The sequence below is a fragment of the Gordonia sp. ABKF26 genome (assembly GCF_041103195.1).
Classification (GTDB): Bacteria; Actinomycetota; Actinomycetes; order Mycobacteriales; family Mycobacteriaceae; genus Gordonia; species Gordonia terrae.
The window spans coordinates 1,164,028-1,179,150 of sequence record NZ_JBGCVZ010000003.1 but is presented as its reverse complement, the minus strand read 5'-3'; the positions used below and the strand labels follow the sequence as shown (position 1 = coordinate 1,179,150).

13 protein-coding genes and 1 pseudogene are annotated in these 15,123 nt (G+C 68.0%); 4 read left to right on the top strand and 10 right to left on the bottom strand.

Going from position 1 to position 15,123, the window contains the following annotated elements; genetic code table 11:
• Positions 1 to 6: 6 nt before the first annotated feature.
• Entirely contained in the window at positions 7 to 918 is a 912-nt protein-coding gene (locus AB4Z55_RS05910; RefSeq protein ID WP_004022360.1) for a LysR family transcriptional regulator, read from the bottom strand.
• A gap of 451 nt (positions 919 to 1,369) precedes the next feature.
• Here AB4Z55_RS05910 and AB4Z55_RS05905 point away from each other — a divergent pair, with 451 nt between their 5' ends.
• Positions 1,370 to 2,557, top strand: coding sequence for a diguanylate cyclase (locus AB4Z55_RS05905; protein WP_369519370.1), 1,188 nt, complete (start codon positions 1,370 to 1,372; stop codon positions 2,555 to 2,557).
• Here AB4Z55_RS05905 and AB4Z55_RS05900 read toward each other — a convergent pair.
• Positions 2,505 to 3,869: an FAD-binding oxidoreductase gene (locus AB4Z55_RS05900; protein WP_239401333.1), complete on the bottom strand. Its 1,365-nt coding sequence runs from the start codon at positions 3,867 to 3,869 to the stop codon at positions 2,505 to 2,507. The two genes, AB4Z55_RS05905 and AB4Z55_RS05900, sit on opposite strands and share 53 nt — an antisense overlap.
• 85 nt (positions 3,870 to 3,954) lie before the next feature.
• Here AB4Z55_RS05900 and AB4Z55_RS05895 point away from each other — a divergent pair, with 85 nt between their 5' ends.
• Together AB4Z55_RS05895 and AB4Z55_RS05890 are read left to right on the top strand one after the other, a co-directional pair.
• Positions 3,955 to 4,380 (top strand): nitroreductase/quinone reductase family protein, encoded by a 426-nt coding sequence (locus AB4Z55_RS05895; RefSeq protein WP_064570426.1) that lies wholly within the window; start codon positions 3,955 to 3,957, stop codon positions 4,378 to 4,380.
• 62 nt (positions 4,381 to 4,442) lie between these two features.
• The gene (locus AB4Z55_RS05890; RefSeq protein ID WP_239401331.1) at positions 4,443 to 5,405 is read left to right on the top strand and encodes a serine/threonine-protein kinase; all 963 of its coding nucleotides are present in this window, start codon (positions 4,443 to 4,445) and stop codon (positions 5,403 to 5,405) included.
• A gap of 4 nt (positions 5,406 to 5,409) precedes the next feature.
• On the opposite strand, the gene AB4Z55_RS05885 is transcribed toward AB4Z55_RS05890, so the two are convergent.
• Complete coding sequence (locus AB4Z55_RS05885; RefSeq protein WP_239401329.1) at positions 5,410 to 6,543, bottom strand: amidohydrolase; 1,134 nt, start codon at positions 6,541 to 6,543, stop codon at positions 5,410 to 5,412.
• Positions 6,544 to 6,666: 123 nt separating this feature from the next.
• On the opposite strand from AB4Z55_RS05885, the pseudogene AB4Z55_RS05880 reads away from it, so the two are divergent.
• Positions 6,667 to 7,830: pseudogene (locus AB4Z55_RS05880) on the top strand (FAD-binding oxidoreductase); the annotation flags it as partial.
• Positions 7,831 to 7,836: 6 nt separating this feature from the next.
• Here the strand turns inward: AB4Z55_RS05880 and AB4Z55_RS05875 are convergent.
• The 7 genes from AB4Z55_RS05875 to dnaK all read right to left on the bottom strand — a co-directional run bounded on the left by AB4Z55_RS05875 (position 7,837) and on the right by dnaK (position 14,964).
• The gene (locus AB4Z55_RS05875; RefSeq protein WP_354561698.1) at positions 7,837 to 8,913 is read right to left on the bottom strand and encodes a hypothetical protein; all 1,077 of its coding nucleotides are present in this window, start codon (positions 8,911 to 8,913) and stop codon (positions 7,837 to 7,839) included.
• Between the two features lie 98 nt (positions 8,914 to 9,011).
• A complete protein-coding gene (locus AB4Z55_RS05870; RefSeq protein WP_248643789.1) occupies positions 9,012 to 10,115 on the bottom strand; it encodes a hypothetical protein in 1,104 nt (367 codons plus the stop codon).
• A gap of 14 nt (positions 10,116 to 10,129) precedes the next feature.
• Entirely contained in the window at positions 10,130 to 10,597 is a 468-nt protein-coding gene (locus AB4Z55_RS05865) for an SRPBCC family protein (protein WP_248643790.1), read from the bottom strand.
• Positions 10,598 to 10,674: 77 nt separating this feature from the next.
• A complete protein-coding gene (locus AB4Z55_RS05860; RefSeq protein ID WP_004022370.1) occupies positions 10,675 to 11,073 on the bottom strand; it encodes a heat shock protein transcriptional repressor HspR in 399 nt (132 codons plus the stop codon).
• A 3-nt stretch (positions 11,074 to 11,076) separates the two neighbouring features.
• Entirely contained in the window at positions 11,077 to 12,279 is a 1,203-nt protein-coding gene (dnaJ, locus tag AB4Z55_RS05855) for a molecular chaperone DnaJ (protein WP_004022371.1), read from the bottom strand.
• A gap of 211 nt (positions 12,280 to 12,490) precedes the next feature.
• Positions 12,491 to 13,123 carry a nucleotide exchange factor GrpE gene (grpE, locus tag AB4Z55_RS05850; RefSeq protein WP_369519369.1) on the bottom strand — a complete coding sequence of 211 codons (633 nt, stop codon included), beginning with the start codon at positions 13,121 to 13,123 and terminating at the stop codon, positions 12,491 to 12,493.
• Complete coding sequence (gene dnaK / locus AB4Z55_RS05845; RefSeq protein WP_004022373.1) at positions 13,120 to 14,964, bottom strand: molecular chaperone DnaK; 1,845 nt, start codon at positions 14,962 to 14,964, stop codon at positions 13,120 to 13,122. Before dnaK ends, grpE begins: the two co-directional genes overlap by 4 nt.
• Positions 14,965 to 15,123 lie beyond the last annotated feature (159 nt).

The following is a 15,123-nucleotide window of genomic DNA, read 5'->3' as shown; positions in this document are numbered from 1 at the left end:
ATCACGTCAGAGCGAGTTCTCGGCAGCGGCGAGGATCTGGCGTCGCAGGGTCGAGGACGTGTTGGGCAACCACATGGCGCGGACAGGCGCGAACGGCGGGTCGGTGAACTCGACGATCCGGATGCGATTGACGTAGATCCAGCCGGGTTCGTTGGTGACGAAGGCACACGCATCGGGATGCGCGATGACGGCGGTGTGCGGGGGCGTGCCCAGCAAGGTCGACAGGATGATCCGCGGTTCGAAGCCGGCGCGCCGGCACATGCCGACCAGGATGTCGGTGTATTCGTACTCGTGCTCGGGGCCCCACACGACGATCTCGTAGCCGGCGAGGTCGGCCATGTCCACCCGGTCGTGCGCCGCGAGCGGATGGTCGGCGCGCACTGCCAGGCGCAACTCGTGCTGTGTCGCGATGGTCGTGGCCATGTCCGGTGGCGCCGCCACACCACGACCGAGGGCCATGTCGATGGCGCCGGACAGCAACTCGTCGCGGATGAGTTCCGCGAAGACCGGCCGCACGGTGATCGGCACCGACGGATCGGCGAGGACCACCGGTTCGATGATGCGGAACACCTCGGAGGAGGCCAGGTCGGGGGCGTGGCCGATGACGAACGGGGCCGGCGACCCGGCGTCGACGCGCCGTACCTGGGTCGCGAGTTGCTCGCCACCGGCCAGCAACGGCACCGCCCCGCGGTAGAGCGCTTCGCCCGCGGGGGTCGGCGTGAGGCTTCGGCGTGACCGCGAGAAGAGCTCGACACCGAGGTGGCGCTCCAACTCGCGGATGGCCGAGGAGAGCGCCTGCTGGCTGATGAACAGGTCATCCGCGGCGACCCGAAGGCTCGGTGCCTCCATCACGACGACGAACATTCGTAGCCGCCGTAGGTCGATATCGCGTAGTCCGGGGTCCCCAGGACCATTCATCAACCATCTCCTGTCAGTTATCCCGATTGATGTGATTGTAGGTTGACCATCGAGACCATATGCTGAATTCTGCGAGGCCGGGTTCGCACCGGCCAGATCGCATTCGGACTACCTGCTGGGGTCCCTCCCGCGGAGGGGACGGGAGGACCCCAGCAGGAAGCGGCTGATCGGGCCCGATTGGCACGACCGTCTCAGCACGCATCAGATCGACGGCGATTCTGCCGATTCTTACATCTTTCGCTCCGTCGGGTCATATCGCCGAATTCGGGACGAAACGATCTTTAATCGTCCTCTAAACTCCGTAATGTGCGTTCGACGATTTTCGCCGCCGCATGCGGGTGCGTGTCGCGCATCACGAGCGAGAAAAGAGGGCGTCGCCATCGGGTACCTGGAACGCGAGGGCAACGAGGCGCGGCCGACCGCACGTTTCCGGGCGCTTCGCCACGGGCCGATGTCCGACGAGACCTCCGGCCACCGCGACCTCTACGACGACGCCGATCATGTCCTCGAACAAGTGCGTATGCGCGAGTGGCATGTCCGCTTCACGATCGCCGTGCTGGTCGCGGTGTGCGGGGTCCTCGGAACGATTGCACTCTTCACACCGAGCGGCACGCAGGGTTCCGTTCCTCGCTCGATCGCGCTCGGGATCGTCGTCGCCTCGACCATCCCGATGGCCTTCGTCGTCAGCCGGGTTCACCTCGGCGTGATCTGGTGGACCAAACAATCCTCGGTCCGGGGATTCAACACCGCATTCGTCCTGTGGGCCGACGCCGTCCTGACCGTCGCTCTCGTCGCCATCACCGATACCGTGCTGGCCCAGTTCTGCGCTGTCATCTTCGCGGTGATCGGTTCTTACGTCGCCCATTTCGTACGCAGTGTGGTCGCATACGCGCACATGATCTACTCGAGCATCACCGTGTGCGCTCTGGGAATTGTCTCCTGGTCCGACGGAACCCCGTTCATGAATGTGCTGTTCACCTCGCTCGCACTATTGGTCGCGACCAATGGCACGACGGCTCTCCATCGCAGTTACACATCCGATTCCCAGCGGTCGCTGAAACATCAGCTCATCATGGCCAACACCGATTCACTCACCGGGCTGTTGAACCGTCGTGGCTTCATCTACGCGGCCACCACGATGCTCCGCCGCAATCCCGCCGTTCCGTTCGCGCTGATCGCCGCGGATGTCGATCGTTTCAAGGGCATCAACGACGAGCACGGGCATGCGACCGGTGACGACGTCCTGCAGCGGGTCGCGGAGATCCTGCAGGGCGCGAAGGCCGAACACGCAGTCGTCGCGCGGCTCGGCGGCGACGAGTTCGCGATCGCGACACTCGCGGACGAGGGCTCGGTGCGCGCTCTCGCCGAACGCATCCGCACCCAACGCATCACGACTCGCGGCGGTGCAACGGCCTCCATCAGCCTCGGCATCGCCGTCGGTGTCACCCCCGGCGGCCACATGTCCTCCGACGACGCCGACGCGTTCATCAGGGGCGAGTTCGACGTCGCCGACGAGGCGCTCTTCGACGCCAAGGCCGCAGGGCGCGGCACCTACGTGGTGGCGGGCCGGTCGACCTCCGGACCGCCTACAGGAGCACGCCCGGATTCAGCAGACCGTCGGGGTCGAGAGCCCGCTTGATCCGTGCCGTCAGTTCCATGACGTCGGCCCCGACCTGATCGGGCAGCCAGCCCTTCTTCAGACGTCCCACCCCGTGCTCACCGGTGATGGTGCCGCCCAGACGGATCGCGAGATCCATGATCTGACCGAAAGCGACCTGCGCGCGTTCCGCCTCGTCGGGGTCGGCGGGGTCGAAGACGATCAACGGATGGGTGTTGCCGTCGCCGGCGTGGGCGATCACCGAGATCATGACCCGATTGCCGGCCGCGATCTCGGCGACCCCGTCGATGAGCTCGGGCAGGGACGGCAGCGGAACACCGACGTCCTCGAGCAACAACGATCCCAGCTTCTCCACGGCCGGGATCGCCGCGCGGCGGGCCGCGGTGAACGCCTCCCCCTCGGTGGGGTCGTCCGTCGCGAAGACCTCCCCCGCCCCGTTGCTCTCGAACGCCTTCTGGATGAACTCGACCTCGGCCGCACCGGCGGCCCCCGGAGCGTCGGACTGGGCGACGAGGAGCGCACCGGCCTCCCGGTCGAGGCCCATCCGCATCAGGTCCTCGACAGCGTTGATGGCCACCGAATCCATGAACTCGAGCATCGCCGGCCGGATCTCGGCGGTCACCGCCAGAACGGCCCGGCTGGCCTCGTGCACCGAGGAGAAGACTCCGACAACGGTGCTCGCCGGCCCCTGCGGCGGCAGAAGTCGTAGCGTCACCTCGGTGATGATCCCGAGGAGTCCCTCGCTGCCGACGAACAATTTGGTGAGCGGCAGCCCCGCGGAGTCCTTGAGCTGCTTGCCCCCGACCCGGACCGCGCGGCCGTCGGCGAGCACCACCTCCAGACCCAGGACGTAGTCCGTGGTGACGCCGTACTTGACGCAGCACAGTCCGCCGGCGTTGGTGGCGACGTTCCCGCCGATCGAACAGATCTCGAACGACGACGGGTCCGGCGGATACCAGAGCCCGTGAGCCGAGGCCGCCGCCTTGACCTCCGCGTTGAACAGGCCGGGCTGCACGACGGCGGTCCGCGTCGCCGGATCGACCTCGAGGTCGCGCATCTTCTCGGTGGAGAGCATGATCGCGCCGTCCACCGCCGTCGATCCCCCGGACAGGCTCGTACCGGCGCCCCGCGTGATGATCGGGACGCCGTTCGCCGCGCACCAGCGCACGGTGTTCTGCACCTGGTCGGTGGTCGTCGGCCGCACCAGCGCGAGCGGAGTGCCCGCTGTCGGGTCGGCGGCGCGGTCCTGCCGGTAGCCGGCGAGGATGTCGGCGTCGGTGACCACCATGCCGTCGGGGAGGGAAGCGGCCAGCGAACTCGGGTCGGCACTCATCCGTTCAGAGTATTCGCCACGCCGACGACCACGGTTTCAGTTTGATACATGGCCGGACGCGACCCCTGCCGGGACAATGAGCGTCGTGAACGATTTCAATGCGACCGTCATCAACGAGTTCCGATCCAACAACGGACATGTCGAGACCGCCGGCTTCGGCAAGAATCTCGTGCTGCTGCACACGCTGGGCGCCAAGTCCGCCGAGCCGCGGATCAGTCCCCTCTTCGCACTTCCCGACGGCGGCAGCTGGCTGATCATCGGGTCCTTCGCAGGCTCACCGAAAGCCCCCGCCTGGGTGCACAATCTCCGTGCCCACCCCGATTCGGTCGCTGTGGAGGCACCGTCGGAGGACGGCGTCGAGCGCCTCGACACCGCGGTGAGCGAAGTCGAGGGCGACGACTGGGAACCGGCGTGGCAGAAGTTCATCGAGGCGTCCGAGCAGTTCCTGAAGTACACCGAGACCGCACAGGGTCGCCGATTCCCGATCTTCCGCCTGACCCCGACTCGCTGACACCGGCTCGCTGACACCGGACTTCCCGTCGCACGAGGATCGGCACAACTACCCTGTCAGGGGTGTTCGAGGTTGGTGAGAACGTCGCCGGCTTCACCATCGACGACTTCCTCGGTGGCGGGGCGAGCGCGGATGTGTTCCGGGTTCGGGATCTGCAGGATCGGTGCGATGGGCCGATTGCCCTGAAGGTCCTGCACCCGAACGCGTCCGATCACGCGCGAGTCCGCGAGCGCTTCGAACGCGAGTTCGGGATCGCATCACTGCTGGACCACCCGCACATCGTGCGTATGCTCGCGCACGGCGAGATCGCCTCACCGCGTGGGTCGCTCGGCCCACGACACCTGCCGTCGATGTGGCTGACCATGCAGTACATCGGCGGACCCGCCGCGACCGCACTCGTCCCGGAGCGTGGCGACGAACCGGACATGGGCACCATCCTGCGCGTGGCGACGCAGATCGCCGGGGCGCTCGACTACGCGCATGCCCAGGACATCCTGCACCGCGACGTCAAGCCCGCCAACATCCTGCTCTCCCGCACCCCCGACCCGCGATCGGGAGACGGCGCACCCCGCAGTGCCGATCCCCCCGATGCCTACCTCTCGGACTTCGGGATCGCCCAATTCCTCGACGACACGCGGCCGCTCGCCCGCAACGGACGCGTCCAGGGTTCGATCGGCTACGCCTCACCGGAACTCCTCCAGGCCCAGAAGCTCACGCCGGCAACCGATTTCTACGCGTTCGCCTGCACCCTCGTCGAACTCATCACCGGCACACCGCCGTATCCGCGCAACACCGCCTTCGCGATCACGTATGCGCACCTGAACGACGACCCGCCGAAACTCACCCGGCGCCGCCCCTGGTTGCCGTCGGCGACGAACTCGATCTTCGCCAAGGCGCTGGCGAAGAATCCCGAGGACCGGTACCCCTCGTGCACGGCGCTGGTGGAGATCCTGACCCGGCTCATGCGCGACGTGCCCGTACCGGAGCCGGCGCGGCGCTCGACGTGGTGGACTCGGACCCGCTGAGCGCTCAGCGCGTCGGACCGTCGATGGCATACACGCGGAACGCTGTGTCGCGGAAAACTTTTCGCAGGGCCTCCGAGCCCCACTGGGAGACGCAATCGACGAGCGCGCCCACGAGGACGTCGACGGCGGCGTTGGGCCGATCGATCGGGTAGTTGGACCCGAACATGATGCGGTCGGACCCGAAGTGGGTGATGACATGCTCGACGAAGGGACCGATCATCTCGGCGAGGGTGGCCTGGCCGCCGATGTTGCCCCAGCGTTCGTGACCGTAACCGAGGATCGGCATCGCCAGGCCGGACAGCTTGACCACCACGTTGCGATAGGTCGCCAGCGTCGTCATCCGCTCCCGCCACAACCGCCAGATGTCCGCGCGCGCAGCCGCTGTCGCACCGGTGCGCACCCCCACGGGACCGAAGACCCCGGCCGGTATGCCGAAGTGGTCGAGGATGATCGTCGTGTCCGGATACTCCCGGGCCAGCAGGATGACGTCGTAGAGCTGGTGTGAGTAGACCGACGCTTCGAAGACGAGGTCGCGGCTCGCGAGTTCGGCGAACCCCTCCAGGAACGCCGTCGAGGACAGTAGGTTGTCGGTGTCCCCGCCGTCGCGCACGCGCGGATCGGGATGCCGCGATGCGACGATGCGGATGCCGCGGAACCGCGGGGACGCCGCGAACTGCTCGTCGAGCATGTCCGCGAACGTCCGGGTGCGCGGATCGCCGTGCGAGATGACGGCGCCGAGACGCGGCGTGCCGGCCTGACCGAACGGCAGACTCTCCAGATACCGCGTCTCCTCCACCGCGGTGCTGTCCACCGGGGGTTCGGTGGCGTCGGCGGCCTCGCGGCGCCAATGCGACTCGACGTGGACCACGGTGTCGATCGGCACCCCCACCACGGTCGGGACCAGCGCCGCGTCGGTGGCGTACTGCCGCGGCTCGTAGGCCCGGGCGACGGTGCGCGGGGTCAGGATGTACTCGCGGTCGGCGCGCGAGACCACCAGGGGGAACACCCGGTCGCCCAGGGTGGGGACGAATCCGTACAACCTCGACGCCCGCGTGGCCGCCCACGGGGTACGCCGCGGGTTCCAGTGCTGCACATGGGCATCAACGATGCCCGTGAGGACCCCTTCGAGGGACGTCATCCCCGTACCTTGCCACACCTCATCACTGCCCGACATGGGATGCCGGATCCTGAATTGTGCCGTGTCGAAGGACTAGTGTGGGTCTCTTGAACCGGGTGGGGACACGAGCCGCGACGGAGGTGTGATCTTTTCGATATGGCGACACATTCGCGCCATGCGCTGCATCAGCTGCGGACGGCTGTCAATCGGCACCCCGACCGGTTCGTCACCAACGTCTACACCCGGATGTTCGCGATCGACCCCGACCTGCGCGACCTGTTCGGTGTGTCGATGGCCGCCCAGCGGGTCGCCTTCCATCGCGTCATCGACCATGTCCTCGAAGCGATCCCGGCCGAGTCCGGGCATGCCGAACTCGTGGAGTTCCTCGCGCAACTCGGACGCGACCATCGCAAGTTCGGGGTGGAACCCGAGCACTACCACGTGATGTACGCGGCGCTGATGGGCGAGTTCGGCAGCCTCATGACCGGATACTGGGACGCCGAGACCGAGCAGACCATCTCGCAGGCGATGATGCTGGTGACCGGGGTGATGCGCGGCGCGGCCGAGAGTGCGACCCATCCCGCGCGCTGGACCGCCGAGGTCGTCGAGAAGTACCGGATCACCCGCGACCTGGCGGTCGTCCGGCTCCTCGCGCATTCGCCGCTGACCTTCAACGCGGGCCAATACCTCGAGGTGCACACCCCGCAGTGGCCGAAGCAGTGGCGCAATCTCTCGCCCGCCATCCCGCCCAACCCGGCGGGAGAGCTGGAGTTCCACGTCCGCGCGGTGCCCCGGGGAACGGTCAGCACCGCGATCGTGAGCGAGACCAGCATCGGCGACGTGTGGACGCTGGCCCAGGGCCACGGCACCTTGCATGTCGACCGCGACAGCAAGGTCCTGATGGTCGCCGGCGGCACCGGACTCGCGCCGCTGCGGGCACTGTTGATCGAGATGTCCTCGCGCGTGGATTCGCCGGAGACGCACATCTTCTACGGGATGCGCCACCCGGGCGAGCTGTACGACCTGACGGTGCTGCGACGCATCGCGTCGACCAATCCGTGGCTGCGCGTCACCGCCGTGTCCCAGGAGCGGACCGATCCGTGGTGGATCAACGCGGTGGCCACGCCCGCCGAACTCGGCGTCGACCACGAGATCGGCACACTGGCCGACGTGGTGGTCCGGGCAGGCAACTGGGAGAACCACCAGGTGCTGATCGCGGGGTCGCCACAGATGATCGAGAACACCCGGCGCACCCTCATCATCGCCGGTGTGCGGGCCAGCCGCATCCAGCACGACCCCGTGTTCTAGGACCGCTCAGGGGACCTCGAGGCTAGGCTCACCGGCGGCCGGGGACGTGACCGTCTCGGTTTCGGTCACGGTGTACGTCTCCGGAGCCGACTCGGTGACCGTCTCCGTCCGCGTGACGGGGCGGGGGGTGCGCGTGACGGTCGTCGTACGAACGCTGGTCTCGGTCTCGGTTTCGGTGACCGTCGCCTGCTCGGTCGAGGTGACCGCCGCGGGGGTCTCGGTCACCGTGACGGGGGCCGGTTCGGCGATGGTCGACTCGGCGGTGAGGATCAGCGTGATCCCGACGGCACCGAGGAAGACGGCGGCCCCGATCGCGGCACCGACGAACCACCATCGGCGACCGGTCGACGTCCGGGCGGCGACGGCAGTGGTTGCCGGCGCGATCACCGCGGCGTCGGCGGCGCCGAGTGCGGAGGCGAGCGACGGATTGTCCGCCACCGTCACCGGACGCTGTGACGCGTACTCGAACGCCGGCGCGATCCCGGGGAGCTGAGCACCGGGGCCGACCACGATCACCGAGGTGATGTCGCGACCGCGAGGCAGCCTGGTGACCGCCGTCGCGAGCTGTGACGCCGCCTCCGGGTCGGTCACCGAGGCGACCTGGCCCGGCGTGAAATCTGCGGTGCCGAGAACGGCGCCGGACGCGGAGTCGACGGTGGCGAGGGTGGTGCCGGCCGCGGGCGCGGCGTTGCGATCCAGATCGACGACGGCCACCACCCCGCCGCGGGTCGAGTGGGTACACGCGATCTCGGCGAGAGCGGCGGCGTATCCGGTGACGACGACCTTGCCCGACCAAGACGGCCCGGTGCCCGCGCCCGGCGCGAAGACGCGAGCCAGATGATCGCGAACGTCGGCGCGGGACGCCGAGATGCCGATCCGGTCGACCTCGACGGGCACGGAGTCGACGAGTTCGACGATCGCGGCTTCGGCACCGGCGGCCGACGCATCGGGGAGGTCGACCAGGTTGCTCGCCAGGATGTGCCCGTCGGCATCGCGGACCACCGAGCTGATCTGATCGTCGACGACGGAGATGCCCAGGACCACGAACCCCGGCATCGGACCGTTCCCCGGTACCTCGGACATGGTTCACCTCCCGTCGCCGACCTGCTGTGGCGTTCTGACCCGCAAGCCTAGCGGCTGGGGGCCGGACGCCGTGCACCCGGCTGTGCGAGGTGTACCGCTCAGATCGGCTCGGCGGGATGCTGGGTGTAGGCCGCGTCGCGGACCGCCTCGTCGGTTTCCAGGCCCGCGCCCAGGGCGCCGCCGACGGTCGCGAGTGAGCAGGTGAGCCACGCGACCTCCAGATAGTCGGTGAAGCCGACCGGGTGGTCGAGCGTCGCACCGATGACCTGCGGCACCACCAGGCAGAGCGCGCCGATCGCGGACAGGACGAACAGCGCCGCGTAGAACGCGCCCACACCCAGAACCACTGTGATCGTGGTGACGATGTTGAACAGCACCACCTGTTCTCGCGTCTGTCGGGAGCCGCCGCGTTCCCAGAGGTCGGCACCGATGATCAGGGTCGCGGTGATCGCGATGATCGAGCCGAGCGCCACGCCGGTGAGCCGAATCCCACCGAAAGTGTCTGCGAGCAGCCAGATGTCGGCGGTCACCAGTGCGAAGACCCCGGCCGCGATCGCCCCGGTGAGTGCGCGGCTGAGGCCGAGTGCCAGCCGCCACGGGCGGTTGGCGCGCACCATGCCGGTGAGCAGACGCAGGTTACCGGTCAGGACACGCGCGGTGAACGCGGTGCCCGCCTCGTCGACGTCGGTCCCGAGTTGGCGGACGCGATGGCGCAACGCCGACCGCGCCGGCGACTTCTGGTGACCGCGGAGATCGTCGGCGTCGGCACCGAGGAGTTGCCCGACGAGTCCGGTGATGATGCCGCGGGCCCGCTGCCGCACTCCGGTGGCGCCGAGCGCCGGCACCGAGAGGACCGCGACGCCGTGCACCGCGTTGGCATGCGCCACGACCGGGCGTTTGCCGACATGCAGCGGAAGGTCGGTCAGATAGACGACGAGATCCCATTCGCGTTCGAGCAGAAGGTCTCTGGTGGCATCGACGATTTCGGCGTCGCCGGCCGGCGGCTGTACGAGACCGGCCTCGACGAGGTCGATCTGCCAACGCGCACCGGGGAACGTCGTCTCGACGTGTTCGGCCAGGCCGGCATCGACGAGCTTGCGCGCGAGACCGATGGCCTGCCCCGGCGCGGCGACGACGCCGAGGACGACGACGGGTTCATCCGGGGAATCCGGCCCGGGCGGCGGACCGGCGGAAGAGTCCATGGATGGTTCCGGATTCAGGCGAACCGGCCCGCGAGAGCGCGGAGGGTGCTCTCGATCCCCTTGCCGTTCTTCTTGTCGTAGCCCATGAGTTCGATGATCTTCGGCAGCCGGAGCGTCGAGTAGTCGAAGGTCTCGGTCACGGCGGTGGTGGTCGGTGAGGTGGACTCGAGCTCCCACCGCCAGCGGTGACCCATCGGATGCTGCCACTCGACGACCCGGCCGGGTTCGAAGTCGGTGACGGTGGAGGTGATCTTGTACGGCACGCCGTACTGCTTCATCCCGACGCTGAAACGCGCCCCGCGGGTCAGCGTCTCCGGCCCGCTCACGGGGGTGTCGCGCACCGTGCCCGAGCCGTCGAGCTCGGGATGCCTGTGCGGGTTCGACACGAGCGCGAACACATCGGCGGCCGGGGCGTTCACGACGACCCGACGCGAGACCTTGTGCGGCCCGGCGTCGACGGTGGTGACGGGTTCAGAAGCCATGCGGTCAACGTTACGCACCTCTGCGGGCCCGCGCCGAAACCGCGGCCGGGCACCAGGACGCCGGGCCCGGTGGGCGGTCAGTCGGTGGTGCGCTTGCGCCGCGGCTGCCACACGACGAGTGCGTTGGTGCGCGGTACGGGCACGAGTTCGCCACCACGCCGGGCCCGCGACGCCTGCACCTCGTCGGTGAGTTCGCGGACGCGGTGCTGGAGCGCCTCGACCTGATTGCTGAGGTCGATGATGCGCTTGATACCGGCGAGGTTGACGCCTTCCTCCTGCGAGAGACGCTGGATCTCTCGCAGGAGTTCGACGTCGCGGGACGAGTAGCGGCGTCCGCCGCCACTCGTCCGCTGGGGGGTGACCAGACCCAGTCGGTCATAGGTGCGCAGGGTCTGCGCGTGCATACCGGCGAGTTCGGCGGCCACCGAGATCAGAAAGGTCGCGCCGTCGGCGTCGAAGTTCTTCTGGCCGGCCATCGCTCATCGCCCCCAGTCCGCCCGCGGATCGAAACCACTCGCCCGCTCGGCCTGGTCGTAGGCGCGCATCGCCTCGACCGCGGCCTCGTCCAGCTTGTTCGGGACCGCGACCTTCACGGTGACGAGCAGATCGCCTGCCCCGCCGGAGCGCTTGGGCACTCCGCGACCGCGCACGCGCAGCGTGCGTCCGTCGGTGGTGTTCGGCGGGATCTTCACCCCGACCGATCCCTCCAGGGTCGGCACCGAGACGGTCGCTCCGAGAACGAGTTCGGAGATCCGTACCGGCAGTTGCACCCGAAGGTCGTTGCCGCTGCGGGTGAACTGCTTGTGCGGGGTCACGTGCACGACGACGTAGAGGTCGCCCGATGGGGCGCCACGCCGGCCGGCCTCGCCCTGTCCGGCGAGCCGGATGCGTTGTCCGTCCTCGACGCCGGCGGGGATCCGCACGTTGATGGTGCGCGCGCGGACCTTCACCCCGCTCCCGTCGCAGTCGGTGCATGGATCGTCGATCCGCGAACCGGTGCCCTGGCAGTCCTGGCACGGCTCACTGAAACCGAATGCGCCCTGATTGCGGCTCACGAATCCGGAGCCGTTGCAGTTCGCGCACACCCGCGGACTCGTGCCGGGCTTGGCGCCCGAACCGTGGCAGGTGGTGCAGGGCGACGGGCTGGTCACCCTGAGTGGGACGGTCGTGCCGAGCGCGGCATCGGAGAACGAGAGCGTCGTCTCGGTCTCGAGATCCTTGCCGCGACGCGGGCGGCTCGCCGTCGAAGTACGTTGCGTTCCGCCGCCGCGGTTGAACAGTCCGTCGAAGATGTCGCCGAAACCGCCTCCGCCGCCACCGGTCTGCGCCCCGCCGAACAGGTCGCCGAGGTCGAAGTCGTTACCGCCGCCGGTGGTGTAGGTGTTTCCGCCGCCGGGGAAACCGCCCGGGAAGCCGTTGCCGCCGCCGCGGAATCGTCCGCCGGCGAACATGGCGCGCGTCTCGTCGTATTCCTTGCGCTTCTCGGCGTCGCCGAGCACGCTGTGGGCTTCGGACACCCGCTTGAAGCGCTCTTCGGCCGCGGTGTCACCCGGGTTGGCATCCGGGTGCAGCTCGCGCGCGAGCTTGCGATAGGCCTTCTTGATCTCTTCAGCCGAAGCGTCAGAAGCAACGCCCAGGTCCTTGTAGAAGTCGTGTTCTAACCACTCACGTTGTGGTGCCACCAGACGTCACCTCCTATGAGTTCAGTTGTCTGGGTTGGTTTTTTCAGTTGGGGACACCCGCTCCCCGAGGTGCGAGCCGACCATCTGCTCCTGAGGTGCGAGCGAAGCGAGCCACGAAGGGTTCGTCGCCCTTCGTGGCTCGTCGCTTGCGCTCCTCGCACCTCAGGGATCAGTGGTGAGTTCGCCCACTCAGGATCGAGCGACGGTCGCTCTATTGTGCACCGGGTGCGTCGCCCGCAGGGGCAGGATCGGTGACCGTCACCATCGCGGTGCGGATCACCTTCTCGCCCAGGCGGTAGCCGCATCGGTACACCGATCCGATCACCGGATGCGCCCCGGTGCCGTCGTGCTGCACGGCTTCGTGGAGTTCGGGGTCGAACTCGTCACCGGCCGCACCGAAGGCCACGAGACCTTCGGCGGCCAGCACCCCGGTCAGCTTGTCGGCGACCGAGCGCAGCGGACCGCTGTCGAGGTCGCCGTGCTCGCGGGCACGGTCGAGGTCGTCGATGATCGGGAGCAGCTTGTCGATCAGGATCTGCTTGCCGTAGGCGACCGAACCCTGCTTCTGCTCGGCGGCACGCCGCCGGAAGTTGGCGAATTGGGCTCGCTCGCGCTGCAGGTCGGCGGTCAGTTCGGCGACCCGGGCATCCGGTTCGCCCGCTGCCCCGTCCGCCTGCTGCTCGTCACTGGTCTGCTCGTCGACGACCGGTCCGGCGTCGGCCGGGCCGGGTCCGGCGGCCGGCTCGTCGCGCACCTCACCCGTTTCCGGGTCGATGCGACGACGGTCGGTCACCGTCACCGGCTCCTCGCCGGACCCATTCGCCGAATGGGCTCCTGCGGTCACTTGTTCTCCTTCGAGTCCGCGTCGTCGACGACCTCGGCGTCGACGACGTCCGGGTCACTGTCGGCCGCGGCGGCCTCACCGTTGGGGGACTCGGCAGCGGCGTTGGCGTAGATCGCCTGGCCGAGGGCCTGCGACTCCTCCGACAGCTTCTCGATCGCGGACTTGATCGCTGCGGTGTCGTTGCCCTTGAGCGCTTCCTGCGCTCCGGCGACGGCCGCTTCGACCTTCTCCTTCAGCTCCGCCGGGACCTTGTCCTCGTTCTCCTTGAGGAACTTCTCGGTCTGGTGGACCAGCGACTCCGCCTGGTTGCGGGTCTCGGCCTCCTCGCGGCGCTTGCGGTCCTCGTCGGCGTGAGCTTCCGCGTCCTTGATCATGCGGTCGATCTCGTCCTTGCTCAGGCCGGAACCGTCCTGGATGCGGATCGAGTTCTCCTTGCCGGTGCCCTTGTCCTTGGCGGTGACGTGCACGATGCCGTTGGCGTCGATGTCGAAGGTCACCTCGATCTGCGGGACACCCTGCGGCGCGGGGGCGATGCCACCGAGCTCGAAGCTGCCGAGCAGCTTGTTGTGCGACGCGATCTCGCGCTCACCCTGATAGACCTGGATCTGCACCGACGGCTGGTTGTCCTCGGCGGTCGTGTAGGTCTCCGACCGCTTGGTCGGGATGGTGGTGTTGCGCTCGATCAGCTTGTGCATCACGCCGCCCTTGGTCTCGATGCCGAGGGACAGCGGGGTGACGTCGAGCAGCAGCACGTCCTTGACCTCACCGCGGAGCACACCGGCCTGCAGTGCGGCACCGACGGCGACGACCTCGTCCGGGTTGACGCCCTTGTTGGGCTCGCGGCCACCGGTCAGTTCCTTCACCAGATCGGTGACGGCCGGCATACGGGTCGAACCACCGACGAGCACGACGTGGTCGATGTCGCCGACGGAGATGCCCGCATCCTTGATGACGGCCTGGAACGGTGCGCGGGTGCGCTCCAGCAGATCAGAGGTGATCTTCTGGAACTCGCTGCGCGAGAGCTGCTCGTCGAGGAACAGCGGGTTCTTGTCGGCGTCGACGGTGATGTAGGGCAGGTTGATCGAGGTGCTCTGCGAGCTCGAGAGTTCGATCTTCGCCTTCTCGGCAGCCTCACGCAGACGCTGCAGGGCCATCTTGTCCTTGGTCAGGTCGATGCCCGAAGTGCTCTTGAACTTCTCGACGAGCCAGTCGACGACGCGCTGATCCCAGTCGTCACCACCGAGGTGGTTGTCACCGGAGGTCGCACGAACCTCGACCACGCCGTCGCCGATCTCGAGCAGCGAGACGTCGAAAGTACCGCCACCGAGGTCGAAGACCAGGATGGTCTGCTCCTTCTCGCCCTTGTCGAGGCCGTAGGCCAGGGCGGCCGCGGTCGGCTCGTTGACGATGCGGAGCACGTTGAGGCCGGCGATCTGACCGGCTTCCTTGGTGGCCTGACGCTGTGCGTCGTTGAAGTAGGCCGGGACGGTGATGACCGCGTCGGTCACGTCCTCACCCAGGTACGACTCGGCGTCGCGCTTGAGCTTCATGAGCGTGCGCGCGCTGATCTCCTGCGGGGTGTACTTCTTGTCGTCGATCTCGACGGTCCAGTCGCCTTCGCCCATGTGGCGCTTGACGGAGCGGATGGTGCGGTCGACGTTGGTGACCGCCTGGTTCTTCGCGGGCTGACCGACCAGCACCTCGCCGTTACGCGCGAACGCGACCACGGACGGTGTGGTCCGCGCGCCTTCGGCGTTGGCGATGACGGCGGCCTCGCCGCCTTCGAGCACGGCGACCACCGAGTTGGTGGTACCGAGGTCGATTCCAACAGCACGAGACATGTTTGGCTTCCTCCTAGTTTGTGGGTGTGCACCCGAGTCCTTGTCCCGCGGTCTCGCGACCGCGGGGATGTCGTGGCGAAACTCTGCGGGACCGGACTTCAGTGCGTCCGACTCATGTCCTACTGAAGAATCAGGCTCGAGTCAAACTTACTTGAGTCT

What these genes read in the sequence shown, in the direction of transcription:
- AB4Z55_RS05910 (WP_004022360.1), bottom strand. Translation starts at nt 918, where the DNA reads ATGAATGGTCCTGGGGACCCCGGACTACGCGATATCGACCTACGGCGG.
- AB4Z55_RS05905 (WP_369519370.1), top strand. Translation starts at nt 1,370, where the DNA reads ATGTCCGACGAGACCTCCGGCCACCGCGACCTCTACGACGACGCCGAT.
- AB4Z55_RS05900 (WP_239401333.1), bottom strand. Translation starts at nt 3,869, where the DNA reads ATGAGTGCCGACCCGAGTTCGCTGGCCGCTTCCCTCCCCGACGGCATG.
- AB4Z55_RS05885 (WP_239401329.1), bottom strand. Translation starts at nt 6,543, where the DNA reads ATGACGTCCCTCGAAGGGGTCCTCACGGGCATCGTTGATGCCCATGTG.
- AB4Z55_RS05875 (WP_354561698.1), bottom strand. Translation starts at nt 8,913, where the DNA reads ATGTCCGAGGTACCGGGGAACGGTCCGATGCCGGGGTTCGTGGTCCTG.
- AB4Z55_RS05870 (WP_248643789.1), bottom strand. Translation starts at nt 10,115, where the DNA reads ATGGACTCTTCCGCCGGTCCGCCGCCCGGGCCGGATTCCCCGGATGAA.
- AB4Z55_RS05865 (WP_248643790.1), bottom strand. Translation starts at nt 10,597, where the DNA reads ATGGCTTCTGAACCCGTCACCACCGTCGACGCCGGGCCGCACAAGGTC.
- AB4Z55_RS05860 (WP_004022370.1), bottom strand. Translation starts at nt 11,073, where the DNA reads ATGGCCGGCCAGAAGAACTTCGACGCCGACGGCGCGACCTTTCTGATC.
- dnaK (WP_004022373.1), bottom strand. Translation starts at nt 14,964, where the DNA reads ATGTCTCGTGCTGTTGGAATCGACCTCGGTACCACCAACTCGGTGGTC.